The following is an 18,503-nucleotide window of genomic DNA, read 5'->3' as shown; positions in this document are numbered from 1 at the left end:
ATCATGGACCTGCCCAACATCAATCCCGCCTTGCTGGACACGCCGACGCTGGACAAGCTGGCGCCGGTTGGAAACTTCGATCATCCGCCGCGCATCCTGATGCTGTATGGCTCGCTGCGGGAGCGTTCGTTCAGCCGCTTCCTGACCGAAGAGGCGGCCCGCATCCTCGAGCATTTCGGCGCCGAGGTGAAAATCTTCGATCCGACCGAATTGCCGATGGCGGGCAGCGTGCCGGAAGATCATCCCAAGGTGCAGGAGCTGCGCGCCTTGTCGCTATGGTCCGAGGGACAGGTATGGTGCAGCCCGGAGCGGCACGGGGCCATCACCGCCGTGATGAAGAACCAGATCGACTGGATCCCGCTGGAGCAAGGCGCGCTGCGTCCGAGCCAGGGACGCACGCTGGCCGTGATGCAGGTGTGCGGCGGTTCGCAATCGTTCAACGTGGTCAATACCATGCGGCTGCTGGGGCGCTGGATGCGCATGTTCACGATACCGAACCAGTCGTCGGTGCCGATGGCGTACAAGGAGTTTGACGACGCCGGCCGCATGCGCCCTTCCGGTTACTATGAACGGGTGGTCGATGTCATGGAAGAGCTGTTCAAGATGACCTTGCTGCTGCGCGGCCGCACCGACTACCTGACCGACCGCTACAGCGAGCGCAACGAGCGTTCGATCAAGGCGATCAATCGACAACTCGGGAAAATCTAATGGATCTGCACATACTGCCGGTCGAGCTGGAAAAAGCCTACCGCCTGTTGAATCACGGGCCGACGGTGCTGGTGTCGGCCAGCCATGGCGGCAGCAGCGACGTGATGGCGGCGGCCTGGTCGTGCGCGCTGGATTTCTCGCCGCCCAAGGTCACCGTGGTGCTGGACAAGGCGACCAGCACGCGCGCGCTGGTCGAGCGCAGCGGCCACTTCGTGCTGCAGGTTCCCAACATGGCGCAGCTGGATCTGACGTATGCGGTCGGCAGCAAGAGCCTGGCTGACCATCCGGCCAAGCTGGAGCAATGCAAGGTCGAGCTGTTTCATGCCGGCGGCTACGAGGCGCCACTGGTTGCCGGCTGCTCGGCCTGGTTGATCTGCAAGGTGATTCCCGAGCCGCACAACCAGCAGACCTACGACCTGTTCATCGGCGAAGTGGTGGCCGCGTTCGCCGACGCCCGGGTGTTCCGCAACGGGCACTGGGAATTCGAAACCGCCGGCCCCGACTGGCGCAGTCTGCACTACATCGCCGGCGGCACCTTCTATGCGATCGGCGAAAAAGCGGTGGTCAAGACGTAGAGCCCGTGTCCGAATGTCAGATCTGACCCCGGGTTGTTTCAGACGGCCGGGGTTACAGCGCGCGGGCGATCAGCAGTTTCTGGATGTCGCTGGTGCCTTCGTAAATCTGGCAGACGCGCACGTCGCGGTAGATGCGCTCCACCGGGAAGTCGGACACGTAGCCGTAGCCGCCGTGCACCTGGATCGCGTCCGAACATACCCGCTCCGCCATCTCGGAGGCGAACAGCTTGGCCATCGCGGCTTCCTTCAGGCATGGCAGGCCGGCGTCCTTCATCGAGGCCGCGTGGCGGATCAGCTGGCGCGCCGCTTCGATCTGCGTCGCCATGTCCGACAGCCGGAACTGCACCGCCTGGTGCTCGAAGATGGGCTTGCCGAAGCTCTCGCGCTCGCGGGCATACGCCAGCGCCGCCTCGTACGCGGCGCGCGCCATGCCCACAGCCTGAGAGGCGATGCCGATGCGGCCGCCTTCCAGTCCGGACAGGGCGATCTTGTAACCCTGGCCTTCCTCCCCGATCAGGTTTTCGGCCGGGATGCGGCAGTTCTCGAACAGGATCTGCGCGGTGTCCGACGAGTGCTGGCCCATCTTCTGCTCCAGCCCGGTGACGATGTAGCCCGGCGCCGAGGTCGGCACCCAGAACGCGCTGATCCCCTTCTTGCCGGCCGCCTTGTCGGTCACGGCCATGACGATGGCCACGTCCGCATACTTGCCGCTGGTGATGAACTGCTTGGTGCCGTTGATGACGTATTCATTGCCGTCGCGCGTGGCGGTGGTGCGCAGCGCGGCGGCGTCGCTGCCGGTGTGCGGCTCGGTCAGGCAGAAGGCACCCAGCATCTCGCCCTGCGCCAACGGACGCAGCCATTGCTGCTTCTGCTGGTCGTTGGCGTACATCATCGCGATGCTGCACACCGGGCAGTTGTTGACGGAGATGATGGTGGAGGTGCCGCCGTCGCCGGCCGCGATCTCTTCCAGCACCAGCGCGAGGGACACGTAATCCATGCCGGCGCCGCCCAGCGCTTCCGGCACGGCCACGCCGAAGGCGCCCAGCGCCGCCAGCTCTTTCAATTCCTCTTTCGGGAAGTGATGCTCCTTGTCCCAGCGGGCCGCGTTGGGGGCCAGACGCTCCCGCGCAAACGTGCGCAGGGCATCGCGGATCATTTCGTGTTCTTCGCTCAGTATCATGTTGTCTCGTTTATGTTTTGTGTTACCAGCCGATGGTTGTACCATCGTAATTGCGATAGACCGCCGTGTCGGACGCGGGTAGCGCCGCCAGCGTCGCGCGGATGCCGGCCGCGCTTTCTTCCACCGAAATATCGGCGCCGGCGCCGCCCATGTCGGTGCGCACCCAGCCCGGATGGAAGGCCACGCAGGTCGCGCCCTGCTTGCCGAACGTCAGCGCCGTGTCGATCAGCACCGAATTCAGCGCGGCCTTGCTGGCGCGGTACAGCGAACCGCTCGGGTTGTTGCGCTCGCTCAGCGAACCCATTCTCGACGACAGCACCGCCAGCTTGCCGCGCGCCGCGCCCACCATCGGCGCGATGATGGGCAGCAGCCGCATTGCCGCCAGCACGTTGGTGTGCATCACGCTGTCGAAGTCCGTCTGCAGCGGGAAGCCGTCGTGGCGCGGGCCGTACACGCCGGCGTTGAGGATGGCCACGTTGAGCTCCTCGCCGTCCAGCTTCCAGCCCAGGCCGGCGCAGGCCTCGACATTGGTCACGTCCAGCGCATGGGCTTCGGCACCCATCGCGGCCAGCGTGTCGACATCTTCCGCCTTGCGCGCGGTGGCGATCACGCGCCAGCCGTCGGCCAGGTACTGGCGCGCCATTTCCAGGCCGATGCCGCGCGAGGCGCCGATGATGAGTGCCGTCGCCATCCGCTTACACCAGCTCGATGGCCATTGCGGTGGCTTCGCCGCCGCCGATGCACAGCGCCGCCACGCCCTTCTTGCCGCCGGTGCGCTTCAGCGCGCCGATCAGGGTGACGATGATGCGCGCGCCGGAGGCGCCGATCGGGTGGCCCAGCGCGCAGGCGCCGCCGTGGATGTTGATCTTGTCGTGCGGGATGTCGAGGTCGCGCATGGCGGCCATCGGCACGGCGGCGAAGGCTTCGTTGATCTCGAACAGGTCGACGTCCTTGGTGCTCCAGCCGATTTTCTTGTAGAGCTTTTCGACCGCGTCGATCGGCGCGGTGGTGAACAGGTTGGGTTCCTTGGCGAAGGTGGCGTGGCCGTGGATTTTGGCGATCGGCGTCAGGCCCAGCTTCTTCGCGGTCGATTCGCGCATCATCACCAGCGCGGCGGCGCCGTCGTTGATCGACGACGACGAGGCGGCGGTGATGGTGCCGTCCTTCTTGAACGCGGCGCGCAGGGTCGGGATCTTCTCAACCTTGGCTTTCAGCGGGCCTTCATCCTTGTCGATGACGGTGTCGCCGGCGCGGCTGGTGACGGTGACGGGCGCGATTTCCCACTTGAACCAGCCTTCGCTGGTGGCGACCTGCGCGCGCTTGACCGATTCGATGGCGAAGTTGTCCTGCGCCTCGCGGGTGAATTCGTACTTGGCCGAGCACTCTTCGGCGAAGGTGCCCATCGAGCGGCCTTCGCCGGTTTTCTCGTTGCGCGAGTAGGCGTCTTCCAGGCCGTCGTACATCATGTGGTCGAACAGCATGCCGTGGCCGATGCGGTAGCCGCCGCGCGCCTTCGGCACCAGGTAGGGCGCGTTGGTCATCGATTCCATGCCGCCGGCGACGACCACCTCGGCGCTGCCGGCGACCAGCTGGTCGTGGGCGAAGATGGCGGCCTGCATCGCCGAGCCGCACATCTTGGACAGCGTGACGGCGCCGGTCGAGGTCGGCAGGCCGGCTTTCAGCAGGGCCTGGCGCGCCGGCGCCTGGCCCTGGCCCGCCATCAGGCAGTTGCCGAAGTAGACGTGCTCGACCAGATTGGCGGCTATGCCGGAACGCTCGACGGCGGCCTGGATCGCGACGGCGCCCAGGTCGTGCGCGGCCTTGGCGGAGAAGTCGCCCTGGAAGGCGCCCATGGGGGTGCGGGCTGCACCGACGATAACGATAGGATCATTCATTTTCTAGTATCTCCATAAATGGCGGCTGGATCGCCGCCGGTGGGTTTGCGTGTTGATTGCTGAATCGGATGTGCTGCGGATACGGGAACACGTCTTCGACGTGGCCATCCAGAATGCGCTGTTTGCGCATTTGCCACCAGGCTTGCGTCAACAAGTCGGCGTGATGCTTCATGAAAAATTTGCGGATCTTGGCGTTCCCCAGCAGGAACCTGCCGAACTGCTCGGGGAAGACGTCGTACTTGCCGACCGGGTACCACGGTTCGGCGGCCATTTCCTCTTCCTCGTTGCGCGCTTCCGGGATATTGCGGAAATGGCAGTCGGTGATGTATTCGATTTCGTCGTAGTCGTAGAACACCACGCGCTGGTGGCGGGTGACGCCGAAGTTCTTGTACAGCATGTCGCCGGGGAAGATGTTGGCGGCCACCAGTTCCTTGATGGCGTTGCCGTATTCCAGCACGCCGTGCTCGATCTGCACGTCGTCGTTGTCGTTCTCGGCGTTGGTCAGCCAGATGTTCAGCGGCACCATGCGGCGCTCGATGTACAGGTGCTTGATGACGATCTGCTCGCCGTCCTCCTCGATCAGCGACGGCGCGTAGTGTTTCAGCTCGGCGATCAGCTCTTCCTTGAAGCGGTGGCGCGGGAAGGCGACGTTCGAGTATTCCAGCGTGTCGGCCATGCGGCCGACGCGGTCGTGGTGTTTCACCAGCAGGTATTTTTCCTTGATCAGCGCGCGCGTGGTTTCCTTGGGCGGGGGGAAGAAATCCTTGATGACCTTGAACACGTACGGGAACGACGGCAGCGCGAACACCAGCATCACCAGGCCGCGGATGCCGGGGGCGATCTCGAACAGGTCGGACGAGTGCTTCAGGTGCTGCAGGTAGTCGCGGTAGAACAGCGTCTTGCCCTGCTTTTGCAGGCCGAGGATGGTGTAGATCTCGCTGCGCGGCTTGCGCGGCAGCAGCGTGCGCAGGAACTGCACGTAGGCCGACGGCACTTCCATGTCGACCAGGAAGTAGGCGCGCGTGAACGAGAACAGGACGGCGATCTGCTCGGGGTCGAACAGCACGGTGTCGAGGATCAGCTCGCCATGCTTGTTGTGCAGGATGGGCACGACAAACGGATATTCCCGGTTGCCGTTGATGCCCTTGCCGACGATGTAGGCGCCCTTGTTGCGGAAGAACAGGCTCGACAGCACGTGGATCTGGTGGTTCGGCTCCAGCTTGGCGTTGCCGAAGATTTGCGTCAGCCGCGCCTCGACCTGTTCGACGTCGCGCGTCAGGTTGACGAATTTCGCGTCCAGCTGGAAGTTGGTGATGATGCGCTTGAGCGTGAAGTGCAGGCCGTCGGTGCCGGGATAGTAGACGCGGTAGGTCGGGCGCGGTTCCTCGGTTTCGATGTATTCGGTCGACACGACCGGGCGCACGAAGATGAATTCGTTGTGGAAGTAGCTGCGGTGCAGGATGTTGCAGCAGACCGAGTTGAAGAAGGTTTCGGCCAGCTCCGGCTGCTTGTGGTCGGACAGCATGCCGATGTAGTGCAGCTTGAGCTCGCGCCACACTTCGTCGGTCAGTTCCTCCGCGTCGTATTCGTCTTCCAGCATCTGCACGCATTCCTGCACGCGCTTGTCGTAGAAGTCGATGCGCTCGCGCGCGGCCTGCTGCGCCGCGACCCACGCGCCGCGCTCGAAGTGCTGCTTGGCCTGCTGGCTGGTCTGGCGGAACAAGCGGTAGTGCTTGTCGAAGCCGTCGCGTATCGTGCGCGCGATGTCGAACGCGATCTGCGAGCGCAGCAGTTTTGGGAAAGCAGCCTGGATCATGGGTCGAATACCGATGTCGGTTGAACCGTCATTCCGCCCACTGGGCGGAATGACTTCCCGCGCAAGCGGACATAGAACGCCGGTTAGTCCAGCTCAGCATGGATCCCCGCTTTCGCGGGGATGACGTGCCCGCTGGGCTCTTACTTGGTTTCCGCGAACAGTTCGCGGCCGATCAGCATGCGGCGGATTTCGCTGGTGCCGGCGCCGATTTCATACAACTTGGCATCGCGCCACAGGCGGCCGACCGGATACTCGTTGATGTAGCCGTTGCCGCCCAGCGTCTGGATCGCCTCGCCGGCCATCCAGGTCGCTTTTTCCGCGCTATACAAAATGGCTCCCGCCGCGTCCTTGCGCAGCTGGCGGACCGCTTCCGGGCTGGTGGCGCGGTCGCAAGCCTGACCGACGGCGTAGACATAGGCCTTGCACGCCATCATGGTCGAGTACATGTCCGCAATCTTACCCTGCATTAGCTGGAATTCGCCGATAGGCTGGCCGAATTGCTTGCGGTCGTGGATGTACGGCACCACCGCGTCCATGCAGGCCTGCATGATGCCCAGAGGGCCGCCGGACAGCACGGTGCGCTCGAAGTCCAGGCCGGACATCAGCACGTTGACGCCCTTGCCCAGGCCGCCCAGCACGTTTTCGGCCGGCACTTCGCAGTCTTCAAACACCAGTTCGCCGGTGTGCGAGCCGCGCATGCCCAGCTTGTCCAGCTTCTGCGCCACGGAGAAGCCCTTGAAATGTTTCTCGATCAGGAAGGCGGTCATGCCTTTCGGGCCGGCTTCGAGGTCGTTCTTGGCGTAGACCACCAGCACGTCGGCGTCGGGGCCGTTGGTGATCCACATCTTGGTGCCGTTCAGCACCCAGCGGTCGCCCTTGAAGTCGGCGCGCAGCTTCATGCTGACCACGTCGGAGCCGGCGTTCGGCTCGGACATGGCCAGCGCGCCCACGTATTCGCCGGAAATCAGCTTGGGCAGGTATTTCCGCTTTTGCTCTTCGGTGCCGTTGCGCTTGATCTGGTTGACGCACAGGTTAGAGTGGGCGCCGTAGGACAGGCCGACCGAGGCCGAGGCGCGCGAGATTTCCTCCATCGCCACGATGTGGGCCAGGTAGCCCATGTTGGCGCCGCCGTATTCCTCGGGCACGGTGATGCCGAGCACGCCCAGCTCGCCCATCTTGCGCCACAGGTCCATCGGGAACTGGTCGCTGCGGTCGATTTCTGCGGCGCGCGGCGCGATTTCCGCGGCGGCGAACTGTTGCACGGCTTCGCGCAGGGCGGCGATGTCTTCGCCGTGGTCAAAGGTCAGGCCTGGGAGATGGAGCATGTCGTCCTCGATTCTTTTGTTTTGTGGAGCGGGTTGGAGCGCCTATGATACGCCCATGTTACGTTAACGTAAACGTCAACCACGTTCGGCGATGGCCGCCAGCAGTCGTTTGCACTCGTCTTCGTGGGCGGTGACCTCGGCCAGCGACATTTCGATGTCTTCGCGCTGCTGTTCCAGCGTTTCGCGGTGATGCGCCAGCACGTCGAGGAAGCGGTTCATCTGGGCGCTGGTGTCTTTTGGCGTTTCATACATGTCGACCAGGCTTTTGATCTCCGACAGCGACAGCCCCAGGCGCTTGCCGCGCAGGGTCAGTTTGAGGCGGGTGCGGTCGCGCGGCGTGTAGACTCGGTTGCGGCCGCCGGCGCCCTCGCGCGAGGGATTGAGCAAGCCCTGGTCTTCGTAGAAGCGGATGGCGCGCGCCGTGATGTCGAATTCACGGGCCAGTTCGGTGATGGTATAGGTAGGCATCTCTAGGTTTGCGGTAAAGTCGTACAATTTCCGTTTACGTCAACGTCAAGCACATTGTAGCGCGCCTGACTTCCTGAAAGAAGAAAAATGAACCCACTCGAAGCGCAACTGGATTATCCGCTGGGCGACACCATCCCGGCCGCCGGCACCGTGCACGAGCTCGCTCCCGGCCTGCGCTGGCTGCGCATGCCGCTGCCGTTCGCGCTGGACCACATCAATCTGTGGCTGCTCAGGGACGATGACCAGGAGCATGCGGGCTGGGCCATCGTCGACAGCGGCGTCGCCACCGACGCCACGCGGGAAGCCTGGGAAGCGGTGTACGCCACGGGGCTGGACGGCCTGCCGGTGCGGCGGGTGTTCGCCACCCATTGCCATCCCGACCACATCGGCCTGGCCGACTGGCTGTGCCGGCGCTGGGACGCGCCGCTGTGGACCACCACCGGCGAATATGCGTTCGCCCGCATGATGTCGGCGGCCCTGCCGGGGGTGGACGGCGCCGCGGCGCTGCCGCACTTCCAGCGCCACGGCCTGCGCGACCCGGACCTGCTGGAAAAGATGACTAGCCGGAAAAGTTACTACCCGACGCTGGTACCGTCGGTACCATCCTCCTACACCCGCATCCAGGACGGACAGTTGGTGGCAATTGGTGACCAGCAATGGCGGGTGATTACCGGTTTCGGCCATGCGCCGGAACATGCGTCGTTGTATTGCGCCAAGCTGAACGTGCTGATCGCCGGCGACATGGTGCTGCCAAGAATCTCTACCAATGTATCGGTTTTCGCCGTCGAGCCAGAGGCGAACTCGCTGACGCTGTACCTGGATTCGCTGGGTAAATTTGTTGATTTGCCGAACGATGTACTGGTTTTGCCTTCCCACGGCAAGCCATTCAAAGGCTTGCACACCCGCATCGCACAATTGCGCCAGCACCATGTCGAACGGCTGGCCGAGGTGGTCGACGCCTGCCGCGACTGGCAGTCGGCGGCCGACATCGTGCCGCTGATGTTCAAGCGGGCGCTGGATGCCCACCAACTGAGCTTCGCGCTGGGCGAGGCGCTGGCCCACCTGCACAAATTGTGGCACGACGGTATCGTGCGACGTCAAACAGGGGCCGACGGCATCATACGTTTCCGTATGAAGTGACGTCGAAAGTTTGGCTCCAGACGGGGAGTGGTGTTATTGTAATAACTTCACTATTTCCACTGAAATAGCCTCCGGAATTTCGGCTCCTTTCGCGGTGCGGAACCGAACAAAATTCGGAGCCGGCCCGCGCAGACGTTTGCACTTACAGAGGATGAAGTGTTAATTATAAAATCCTATCACGTCACAATCAGATCTTAAAAACAAGAGACTGACTTTCATGACGCAACGTGAAATAGTGCAATTATGAATTCTTCAAATGAACGCGAAAGCTTTAGCCAGCGCTTACAACAGGCTCTCAAGAACGCCCACTACTCCCCCGATAGTCCGACGCGGTTGGCGCGGGAGTTCAACATCCGTTTCGATGGTCGTCCGATTACCGTCCACGCCGCCCGCAAATGGCTGGTAGGAGAGGCGATACCGACCCAGGAAAAGCTGCGCATGATCGCCCAGTGGCTGGGCGTACCGGCCGAATGGCTGCGTTTTGGCGGCCCCGAGGCGGGTGCGCCGGCCGGCGACGGCGGCAACGGCCTGTCGCGTTTCGAGTCGGCCGACGTCAAGCTGATCGCCGATTTGCAGCGCCTGGACGAGCATCATCGCCAGATCGCGCGCGAATTTATTCGCATGTTGGTCCGTGTTAATTACCAAAAGTAGTCATTTTAAGTAGTATTACGGAGAGATTTTGACCGAATGTGGCCGGCGACAGCAGTGTTTCCGTGTGAAACTAGTTTCACGGTTTAGCCAGCTTTTGTTCGGACCGGGCGCACCTCAGGGGGCGCCCTTTTTATTTTTGGACGCCTTGCGAATTGTCATGGATTCGACACGGATTTGAGGCACAATAGGCAATCAGCGCCGCTGAACCGCAGCATTTACTTCGGGAGCCAAGCTTTTGAGCCGTCTTATGAAAAGTAACTACAGCAACGTCGCGCAGCTAAAAGATTTGATGACCGTCCCCCCGATGACCGCCGCCCAACATGCAGAGGTGATGCGCAAGCGTATCGCCCACCGCCGTATGGTCGAGGAAGCGCGGGATCTGAAGAAAGCCAGCGGATCGCAGTTCGATAAACGCTAGGCTGGAAACTGGTTTTAGCTGGACTCGCTGGTGGGCTTCATGCCGTTCCAGCGCGGGGCCAGCGTGTGCTCGATGCCGAACAAATCGATGACCCGGCCGACGGTGTGATCGACCATCTCCGCAATGCTTTGCGGGTTGTGATAAAAGCTCGGCAGCGGCGGGAAGATGATCCCGCCCATTTCCGTCACCGCCGTCATATTGCGCAAATGCGCCAGGTTGAACGGCGTTTCCCTCACCATCAGCACCAGCCGCCGGCGCTCCTTGAGCACCACGTCGGCCGCGCGCGCGATCAGGTTGTCCGACAGGCCGTGGGCCACCGAGGCCAGCGTCTTCATCGAGCAGGGCGCGACGATCATCCCGTCAGACTGGAAGGAACCGCTGGCGATCGAGGCGCCGATGTCGCGCACCTTGTGCACCACGTGGGCCAGGTCTTCCACCTCGCGCCGCTGCAGCCCGGTTTCCTGGTGCAGCGTGAGGACCGCGGCATCGGAGACGATCAGGTGCGTCTCGATAGGGCGGCTCCCCGACCCGGCATCTTTTAAATGTTGCAGCAGACGCACGCCATACACGGCGCCCGTGGCGCCGGTGATGGCGACAACGATCCGCCGCGGTCTGTCAGGCATCCAGCAGGGCTTTCAGCTCGCCCGACTCGAACATTTCGTTCATGATGTCCGAACCGCCGATGAACTCGCCTTTCACGTACAGCTGTGGAATGGTCGGCCAGTTCGAGTAGTCCTTGATGCCCTGGCGGACTTCAGGATCTTCCAGAACGTTCACAGTTGCAATGTTTTCAACGCCGCAAGCTTTCAGGATCTGGATGGCGCGGCCGGAGAAGCCGCATTGCGGGAACTGGGCGGTGCCCTTCATGAACAGCACCACCGGGGTGTTGGTCACGGTTTCTTTGATCCAGGTTTGTACGTCGCTCATAGCTGCCTCAGTGAAAAGATGTATTAGGTGCCGACATTTTATAAGAAAATGCCGGCGCCGGTATTATTGCGGCCGGTTTAGCCGCGCAGCTTGGCGAAGGCCGCCGCCATGCTGCCGCCGATAGGCTCGGACTTGGCGGCCTGCTTCTGGTGCTGGCCCATGCTCTTGCGGTCGTTGCGGTCGCCGCGCTGCTGCGGCTGCGAGCCGGCTTGCGGCGCGCTGTCGGTCAGGCGCATGGTCAGCGCGATGCGCTTGCGCTTCTCGTCCACTTCCAGCACCTTGACCTTGACCACCTGGCCGGCCTTGACCACCGTGTGCGGGTCCTTGACGAAGGTGTTCGACAGCGCCGAGATGTGCACCAGGCCGTCCTGGTGCACGCCGATGTCGACAAACGCGCCGAATGCCGCCACGTTGGTGACCACGCCTTCGAGGATCATGTCCGGACGCAGGTCGCGGATCTCTTCCACGCCGTCCTTGAAGGTGGCGGTGGTGAACTCCGGACGCGGATCGCGGCCCGGCTTTTCCAGCTCCTTCAGGATGTCGGAGATGGTCGGCACGCCGAACTTGTCGTCGGCATACTTGGCCGGGTTCAGCGTCTTGATCAGCGCGGTCTCGCCGATGACGGCCTTGATGTCCTTCTTGATGTCGCCCAGGATCTTCTCCACCAGCGGATACGATTCCGGGTGCACCGCCGAGGCGTCCAGCGGATTGTCGCCGCCCATCACGCGCAGGAAGCCGGCCGCCTGTTCGAAGGTCTTGTCGCCCAGGCGCGGCACCGATTTCAGCGCCGCGCGCGAGGTGAACGCGCCCTTGACGTCGCGGTAGGAAACGATGGCCTGCGCCACCGAGGCCGACAGGCCCGACACGCGCGCCAGCAGCGGCGCCGAGGCGGTGTTGACGTCGACGCCGACCGCGTTCACGCAATCCTCGACCACCGCGTCCAGCGAGCGGGCCAGCTGGGTCTGCGACACGTCGTGCTGGTACTGGCCGACGCCGATCGATTTCGGATCGATCTTGACCAGCTCGGCCAGCGGATCCTGCAGCCGGCGCGCGATCGACACGGCGCCGCGCAGCGACACGTCCATGTCCGGCAGCTCGCGCGAGGCGAACTCGGACGCCGAGTACACGGAAGCGCCCGCTTCCGAGACGACGATCTTGGTCATTTTCTGCTCGGGAAGCTGCTTGATCAGGTCCTGCGCCAGCTTGTCGGTCTCGCGCGAGGCGGTGCCGTTGCCGATCGAGATCAGGGAGACGTTGTGCTTGGCGGCCAGCCGGCCCAGCGTGTGCAGCGAGCCGTCCCAGTCGTTCTTCGGCTGGTGCGGATAGATGACGGCGGTGTCGACCACCTTGCCGGTGGCGTCCACCACCGCCACCTTGACGCCGGTGCGCAGGCCCGGATCCAGGCCCATGGTGGCGCGCTGGCCGGCCGGCGCGGCCAGCAGCAGCGCCTTCAGGTTGGTGGCGAAGACGTTGATCGCGTCCAGCTCGGAGCGTTCGCGCAGCGCGCCCATCAGTTCGGTTTCCAGGTGCATGAAGCTCTTCACGCGCCAGGTCCAGCGGGCCGTGTCGGCCAGCCATTTGTCGGCCGGACGGCCCTGGTTCTTGATGCCGAAGCGGGCGGCGATGCGGCCTTCGCACGGATTGTGCGGCGCGTCCCACTTCGGTTTCTCGGCTTCGGTATCGAGCCGCAGGACGACGTCGAGGATGCCTTCGCGGCGTCCGCGCAACAGCGCCAGCGCGCGGTGCGACGGCACGGTGCCTATGGTTTCGGAATAATCGAAGTAGTCGGCGAACTTTTCGCCTTCGTCCTGTTTGCCTTCAATGACCTTGGACTCAACAATCCCATGCTCTTGTACATATTCGCGCAAGGATTGCAGCAAGGTTGCATCTTCGGCAAAGCGTTCCATCAGGATCTGGCGCGCGCCGTCGAGCGCCGCCTTGGTGTCGGCCACGCCCGGATTGTTGCCGTCGGCGGTGGTGAAGGCTTCGCGCAGGAATTTGCCGGCTTCCGTTTCCGGATTCAGTTCCGGGTTGTCCAGCAGGCCGTCGGCCAGCGGCGCCAGGCCCGCTTCGATGGCGATTTGCGCTTTTGTGCGGCGTTTTTGCTTGTATGGCAGGTATAAGTCTTCGAGGCGGGTCTTGTCTTCTGCATGCATGACAGCATCTAACAGTTCCGGCGTCATCTTGTTCTGTTCGGTGATCGATGCCACGATAGCGGCACGGCGGTCTTCCAGCTCGCGCAGGTAGCGCAGGCGCTCTTCGAGCAGACGCAGCTGGATGTCGTCCAGGCCGCCGGTGGCTTCTTTCCGGTAGCGGGCGATGAAGGGGACGGTGGCGCCCTCGTCCAACAGGGCGATGGCGGCGGCGACCTGAACCGGTTTGCAGGTCAATTCCAGGGCAAGACGTTGTTCGATAGAGGGCAACATGTGGGTGATTCCTAAGCAGTCAAGCCCGGAATGATACGCAATCGGCGCGAATGTGCCAGTCTTGACAGTCCAAAAGGACTGTGGGCGTGGCCAGAACGTGGTCTGTAACACGTTTACATGCGGGTTTTATGAAGAATCCGCAAACACGAACGCGTGTATGGCGGATAATATCGCCTGTTGCCGTTTTTGAACCATCTTTGAACAACAATGCGACCTATGGATTTTACCCGCGACGACGCCACCGACGATGTTCCCGCCAAGCCAGCTGCACCGGCCGCCCCCGCATCTCCCGCCCGCCCTGCGCCGCCCGCGAATCAATTGTCGTACGCCGTAGCCACCTGGCTGCAGCGTGTGGATGCCGCAGCCCATCCCAAAGCCAAACTGAACGCGCCGCCGGTCGATACCGACCCCAAACAAACCCAATACAAGCTGATCTACGTGATGGCGCCCACCAGCGGCGGCCGCCATGTGGCGCTGTGCCTGTACAAGGCCCGCCTGCGCTCGAACGGCGACGTCGCCGCGGCCAGTCCCGTCAGCGAGGTGTTTTCGCTGCTGTCGGCGCCGCCGAGTTTCCTCGCGCCCGGCGACGAGGACTTGATCCGCTTCTTCGTTGCCATGCGCAGCGGACAGAATTCCCAGACCGGCTCGGCCACCGAACCGCGCGGCAAGATCGGCGCGGCTCTGCTGGACATGCTGGCCGAACAGGATAAATTGCTCTGGGCAAACTCCTGGGCCGACGTCGGCAACGGCCTGGTCTACCCGCTCAAGGGCGGCGTGATGCGCGAAGCCAACCTGGCCTGGCGCGAGGAAGGCAAGGGCCTGCGCCTGGGCTGGCAGGTGCAGGCGCCGCCGAACGCCAAGCACGTCGGCGCCGACCAGGTCGACTACATGCTGCCGACCGATCCGCCGTGGTATATCGACAACCTGTCCTGCGGCGTGCTGCAGCTGAACCAGGGCGGCGCGACGATCCCGCTGGCCGACCTGCAGGCGCTGGTGGCGCAAGCCCCGCTGCTGACCGCCAACGACAAGATGCGCGTGTCGCAGCTGCTGCTGGCGCACGGCCTGCAGGGCCTGATGCCGCTGCCGCAGCCGCTGCCGCAGCGCGTGCGCGACGACGTCAAGCCGCGCCCGGTGCTGACCCTGGACGCGGCGATGCTGGCCGACGGTTCGCTGCAGCGCTGGCACGATTTCGCCGTGCTGTCGTTCGACTACGACGGCGAGCGCGTGTCCTTCGATCCGTCGCAGCGCGTGGTGCGCCAGAAGGGCGACGTCACCGAGATCATCCAGCGCGACGCCGACGCCGAAGGCTTGGCGCTGTCGCTGCTGACCGAGCGTCATTTCGTGGCGCCGGCCACGCTGCCGCTGAGCAGCGTCAAGGGCGGCCTGTTGCTGCCGACGCAGGCGGAATGGATACGCTTTGCCCGCGACGGCATCGCCGCCTTGAAAGAGGCCGGCTGGAAGGTCGAGAAAACCGTCAAATACCGCTACGACATCACCGACGTCGGCGACTGGTACGCCGAAGTGGTGGAGGATCCGGCCGACGGCGGCCACGCCTGGTTCGACCTGGAGCTGGGCATCGTGGTCAACCAGGAGCGCGTGCCGCTGCTGCCGGTGCTGGTGCAGCTGATCCGCGGCGCGCCCAACGATTTCAATCCGAAAGCCATCGCCAACCACGGCGACGAGGACCAGATGCTGGCCACCCTGCCGGACGGCAGCCGCGTCGCCTTGCCGTGGGGCCGCGTCAAACCGATCCTGAACACGCTGGGCGAGTTGTATTTCAGCGACAAAATCAAGACCTCGCTGCACATGGCCACGCTGGACGCCGCGCGCTTGGACGAACTGGCCCGCAACGTCGAATTGCTCTGGACCGGCGGCGAGGAATTGCGCGACATGGGCGCGCGCCTGAACCAGTTCGGCGCGGTCAAGCGCATCGCCACACCGGCCGGACTGCAAGCCACGCTGCGCGACTATCAAAGCGATGGCTTGTCCTGGATGCAATTCCTGCGTGAATACGGCTTCGCCGGCATCCTGGCCGACGACATGGGCCTGGGCAAGACGGTGCAAACCCTGGCCCACATCCTGGTCGAAAAAGAGGCGGGCCGCTTGACGGCGCCGGCGCTGGTCATCGCGCCGACCAGCCTGATGGGCAACTGGCAGGAAGAGGCGGCGCGTTTCGCTCCCGGCCTGCGCGTGCTGCTGCTGCAAGGCAAGGACCGCATGGCCCAGTTCGACCAGATCGCCGAGTCCGACCTGGTGCTGACCACCTATGCGCTGCTGCCGCGCGACGAGGAAAAACTGCGCGAGCACGATTTCCACCTGGTCATCCTGGACGAGTCGCATTACATCAAGAACACCCGCTCCAAGGCGGCCCAGAGCGCCGGCCTGCTGCGCGCGCGCCACCGCCTGTGCCTGTCCGGCACGCCGCTGGAAAACCACCTGGGCGAGCTGTGGTCGCAATTCCACTTCCTGCTGCCGGGACTGCTGGGCGATGAAAAAGGTTTCAACACCGTGTTCCGCCACCCGATCGAGCGCCAGGACGATCCGCTGCGCCGCGCGCTGCTGAACCGCCGCATCAAGCCTTTCCTGCTGCGCCGGACCAAGGACAACGTGGCCAAGGAACTGCCGCCGAAGACGGAGATGGTGCGCAAGGTCGAGCTGACCGGCGCCCAGCGCGACCTGTACGAAACCGTGCGGCTGGCGATGGACCAGAAAGTGCGCGACGAGATCGACCGCAAGGGCGTGGCCCGCAGCCAGATCGTGATCCTGGAAGCGCTGCTGAAGCTGCGCCAGGTCTGTTGCGATCCGCGGCTGGTCAAGTCCACGTCGAAGAAGCAGCAGGCCGCCGGTTCGGCCAAGCTGATCGACCTGATGCAGATGGTCGAGGATTTGCTGGAGGAAAACCGCAAGATCCTGGTGTTCTCGCAGTTCACCAGCATGCTCGAGCTGATCGAGGAAGAACTGGAAGCGCGCGACATTCCGTATGCGCTGCTGACCGGCGACACCAAGGACCGCAGCGCGCAGGTGGCGGCGTTCCAGCAGGGCGCGGTGCCGATTTTCCTGATCAGCCTGAAGGCCGGCGGCGTCGGCCTGAACCTGACGGCGGCCGACACCGTGATCCACTACGATCCGTGGTGGAACCCGGCGGCTGAAAACCAGGCCACCGACCGCGCCTGGCGCATCGGCCAGGACAAGCCGGTGTTCGTCTACAAGCTGATCGCCAAGGGCACGCTGGAAGAGAAAATCCAGGTCCTGCAGCAGAAGAAATCGGACCTGGCGCAATCGATCCTGGCCGAGGGCGAGTCGCAGAAAATGGCGCTCACCCAGGAAGACCTGCAGCAAATCTTCGCGCCGCTGGTGGAATAATGCCCACCGTCGCGGAACTGGAGGCGGCGTTGCGCGAGTCCCGGGCGGAGGTGGAGCGTTGCCGCCTGCTGCTGGAACAACATGCGAACGAGCGCCTGGAGCTGGCGGCCCAGCAAAAGAAGTTCGCGTCGATGTTGTCGCACGAATTCCGCACGCCGCTGTCGACCATAGACGGCGCCGTGCAGCGGCTGGAAATGACCGGCGCCCATCACGACGAAGGCACGCGCAAGCGCTACCGCAAGATCCAGGTGGCGGTCGACCGCATGCTGGCGATGCTGGACGAATACCTGTCGCCCGAACGCATGGCCAGCATCGGCCGCACGCGCCAGCCCGACGAAATCTCGCCGGCCGCGCTGCTGGAATCGGTGGTGGAACAGGCGCGCAGCCGGCGCAATCCGGTCTCGCTGCGGGTCATCGGCTTGCCGCAATGGATGCGCTGCGACCCGGCCGGCATACGCTTATGCATAGAAATATTGCTGGATAATGCGATTAAATACACGGAGCCCAATAGTCCTATAGAATTGCTAGGCAAAATGGCAATGGAAGGCGGGGTCGAGTTCCTGGTGCGCGACCATGGACGCGGCATCCCCGAGGCGGAACTGGCCCGTGTGTTTGATAAATCCTTCCGTGGCAGTAACGCCGCCGGCATACCCGGATCGGGCCTGGGTTTGTATATGGCGCGCTCGGTGTTGGACGTGCACGGCGGTACGGTCAGCGCGCGGAATGTTTCTGAAAGCGGCACAGAATTTCGGATTTGGCTGCCTGTAGCGGCCGCTTCCGGGAAAAGCCTTGCGCGGGCCGGTGGCAACAGTGATAATTCTCTGGACACAAGCTGACGCCGCAGGGCAGGAATGAGCACGGTTGCTCAATAATCGATCGAATGGCGCATCAATGACGCAAATACTCATCGTGGAAGACAATCTGGAGTATGCCGAGGAAATGGCAGAATTCCTGACTGAACTTGAACACGAAGTGCACATCACTAACAACGCCAGCGATATGTGGTCCGCGCTCAGCCAGGGTAATGTGGGCGTAGTGGTGCTGGATCTGGGCTTGCCCGACGAAGACGGCTTCAACGTCATCCCGCGCATGCGCCAGCTGTATCCGCAAATCGGCCTGCTGGTGCTGACCGGCCGCGTGGCTTTCGACAATCGCATCCTCGGCCTGCGCCTGGGCGCCGACCATTACCTGACCAAGCCGATCAAATTCCCGGAACTGGCCGCCCATATCGAGGCGCTGGACCGCCGCGTCGGTCCGCAGGAAACCCTGCCCGTGCCGAGCAAGTGGACGCTGAAAGTCAGCGCCCGCCAGCTGGAGCTGCAGGGCATGGCGATCACGCTGACCGAAAAGGAATGCAACTTCCTGCATCTGCTGACGATCAACACCCGTCCGGTGCCGCGCCAGGTCATCGTGGCCGGCATCGGCGGCGACGACCCGGATGCCGGCCGCCGCGTGGACATGCTGGTGTATCGCTTGCGCAAGAAGGCGCGCACCGGCCTGGGCCAGGATCTGCCACTGCGCAGCGCCTACGGCGAGGGCTACAGCCTGTCCGCCAGCTTCAATCTCTCTTAATGGGGACAGAGCCAGCGCGATTGGCGCCCGCCGCCAATT

General features: G+C 63.5%; 17 protein-coding genes. 8 read left to right on the top strand and 9 right to left on the bottom strand.

The window, feature by feature from the left end:
- Window positions 1-3 precede the first annotated feature (3 nt).
- Both arsH and ABWW33_RS11565 read left to right on the top strand, forming a co-directional pair.
- Window positions 4-708, top strand: coding sequence for an arsenical resistance protein ArsH (gene arsH, locus ABWW33_RS11570; protein WP_176653338.1), 705 nt, complete (start codon window positions 4-6; stop codon window positions 706-708).
- A complete protein-coding gene (locus ABWW33_RS11565; protein WP_353401657.1) occupies window positions 708-1,283 on the top strand; it encodes a flavin reductase family protein in 576 nt (191 codons plus the stop codon). The genes arsH and ABWW33_RS11565 overlap by 1 nt, the downstream gene beginning before the upstream one ends.
- 52 nt (window positions 1,284-1,335) lie before the next feature.
- Here the strand turns inward: ABWW33_RS11565 and ABWW33_RS11560 are convergent, their stop codons facing one another.
- The 6 genes from ABWW33_RS11560 to ABWW33_RS11535 all read right to left on the bottom strand — a co-directional run bounded on the left by ABWW33_RS11560 (window position 1,336) and on the right by ABWW33_RS11535 (window position 7,967).
- A complete protein-coding gene (locus tag ABWW33_RS11560; protein ID WP_353401655.1) occupies window positions 1,336-2,463 on the bottom strand; it encodes an acyl-CoA dehydrogenase family protein in 1,128 nt (375 codons plus the stop codon).
- A 22-nt stretch (window positions 2,464-2,485) separates the two neighbouring features.
- The gene (locus ABWW33_RS11555; RefSeq protein ID WP_353401653.1) at window positions 2,486-3,154 is read right to left on the bottom strand and encodes an SDR family oxidoreductase; all 669 of its coding nucleotides are present in this window, start codon (window positions 3,152-3,154) and stop codon (window positions 2,486-2,488) included.
- 4 nt (window positions 3,155-3,158) lie between these two features.
- Window positions 3,159-4,358: an acetyl-CoA C-acyltransferase gene (locus ABWW33_RS11550; protein WP_353401651.1), complete on the bottom strand. Its 1,200-nt coding sequence runs from the start codon at window positions 4,356-4,358 to the stop codon at window positions 3,159-3,161.
- The gene (gene aceK, locus ABWW33_RS11545; RefSeq protein ID WP_353401649.1) at window positions 4,351-6,174 is read right to left on the bottom strand and encodes a bifunctional isocitrate dehydrogenase kinase/phosphatase; all 1,824 of its coding nucleotides are present in this window, start codon (window positions 6,172-6,174) and stop codon (window positions 4,351-4,353) included. The genes ABWW33_RS11550 and aceK overlap by 8 nt, the downstream gene beginning before the upstream one ends.
- Before the next feature lie 140 nt (window positions 6,175-6,314).
- Window positions 6,315-7,499 carry an isovaleryl-CoA dehydrogenase gene (locus ABWW33_RS11540; protein WP_353401647.1) on the bottom strand — a complete coding sequence of 395 codons (1,185 nt, stop codon included), beginning with the start codon at window positions 7,497-7,499 and terminating at the stop codon, window positions 6,315-6,317.
- 75 nt (window positions 7,500-7,574) lie between these two features.
- The gene (locus tag ABWW33_RS11535; RefSeq protein ID WP_176653345.1) at window positions 7,575-7,967 is read right to left on the bottom strand and encodes a MerR family transcriptional regulator; all 393 of its coding nucleotides are present in this window, start codon (window positions 7,965-7,967) and stop codon (window positions 7,575-7,577) included.
- 87 nt (window positions 7,968-8,054) lie between these two features.
- Here ABWW33_RS11535 and ABWW33_RS11530 point away from each other — a divergent pair, with 87 nt between their 5' ends.
- The 3 genes from ABWW33_RS11530 (at window position 8,055) to ABWW33_RS11520 (ending at window position 10,176) form a co-directional block, all read left to right on the top strand.
- Window positions 8,055-9,107, top strand: a complete 1,053-nt coding sequence (locus ABWW33_RS11530; protein ID WP_353401645.1) for an MBL fold metallo-hydrolase — start codon at window positions 8,055-8,057, stop codon at window positions 9,105-9,107.
- Between the two features lie 243 nt (window positions 9,108-9,350).
- Window positions 9,351-9,758, top strand: a complete 408-nt coding sequence (locus ABWW33_RS11525; RefSeq protein ID WP_176653347.1) for a hypothetical protein — start codon at window positions 9,351-9,353, stop codon at window positions 9,756-9,758.
- 247 nt (window positions 9,759-10,005) lie between these two features.
- Window positions 10,006-10,176 carry a hypothetical protein gene (locus ABWW33_RS11520; protein ID WP_020703835.1) on the top strand — a complete coding sequence of 57 codons (171 nt, stop codon included), beginning with the start codon at window positions 10,006-10,008 and terminating at the stop codon, window positions 10,174-10,176.
- Window positions 10,177-10,190: 14 nt separating this feature from the next.
- Here the strand turns inward: ABWW33_RS11520 and ABWW33_RS11515 are convergent, their stop codons facing one another.
- The 3 genes from ABWW33_RS11515 to ABWW33_RS11505 all read right to left on the bottom strand — a co-directional run bounded on the left by ABWW33_RS11515 (window position 10,191) and on the right by ABWW33_RS11505 (window position 13,529).
- On the bottom strand, window positions 10,191-10,799 hold the full coding sequence (locus tag ABWW33_RS11515) for a UbiX family flavin prenyltransferase (RefSeq protein WP_353401642.1): 609 nt from the start codon (window positions 10,797-10,799) through the stop codon (window positions 10,191-10,193).
- Window positions 10,792-11,103 carry a Grx4 family monothiol glutaredoxin gene (gene grxD, locus ABWW33_RS11510; protein WP_008443113.1) on the bottom strand — a complete coding sequence of 104 codons (312 nt, stop codon included), beginning with the start codon at window positions 11,101-11,103 and terminating at the stop codon, window positions 10,792-10,794. The genes ABWW33_RS11515 and grxD overlap by 8 nt, the downstream gene beginning before the upstream one ends.
- Window positions 11,104-11,180: 77 nt before the next feature.
- Entirely contained in the window at window positions 11,181-13,529 is a 2,349-nt protein-coding gene (locus ABWW33_RS11505; protein ID WP_353401640.1) for a Tex family protein, read from the bottom strand.
- Between the two features lie 216 nt (window positions 13,530-13,745).
- On the opposite strand from ABWW33_RS11505, the gene ABWW33_RS11500 reads away from it, so the two are divergent.
- Genes ABWW33_RS11500 through ABWW33_RS11490 form a run of 3 tightly spaced genes read left to right on the top strand, consistent with a single transcriptional unit; the run spans window position 13,746 to window position 18,464 of the window.
- Entirely contained in the window at window positions 13,746-16,892 is a 3,147-nt protein-coding gene (locus tag ABWW33_RS11500; RefSeq protein ID WP_176653350.1) for a DEAD/DEAH box helicase, read from the top strand.
- The gene (locus ABWW33_RS11495) at window positions 16,892-17,728 is read left to right on the top strand and encodes a sensor histidine kinase (RefSeq protein WP_353401638.1); all 837 of its coding nucleotides are present in this window, start codon (window positions 16,892-16,894) and stop codon (window positions 17,726-17,728) included. Before ABWW33_RS11500 ends, ABWW33_RS11495 begins: the two co-directional genes overlap by 1 nt.
- A 55-nt stretch (window positions 17,729-17,783) precedes the next feature.
- Window positions 17,784-18,464, top strand: coding sequence for a response regulator transcription factor (locus ABWW33_RS11490; protein ID WP_176653351.1), 681 nt, complete (start codon window positions 17,784-17,786; stop codon window positions 18,462-18,464).
- Window positions 18,465-18,503 lie beyond the last annotated feature (39 nt).

The organism is Duganella hordei, assembly GCF_040369125.1.
Lineage (GTDB): Bacteria > Pseudomonadota > Gammaproteobacteria > Burkholderiales > Burkholderiaceae_D > Rugamonas > Rugamonas hordei.
Note: the sequence above shows the minus strand (reverse complement) of the source record. Positions and strands in the feature narration are given on the sequence as shown.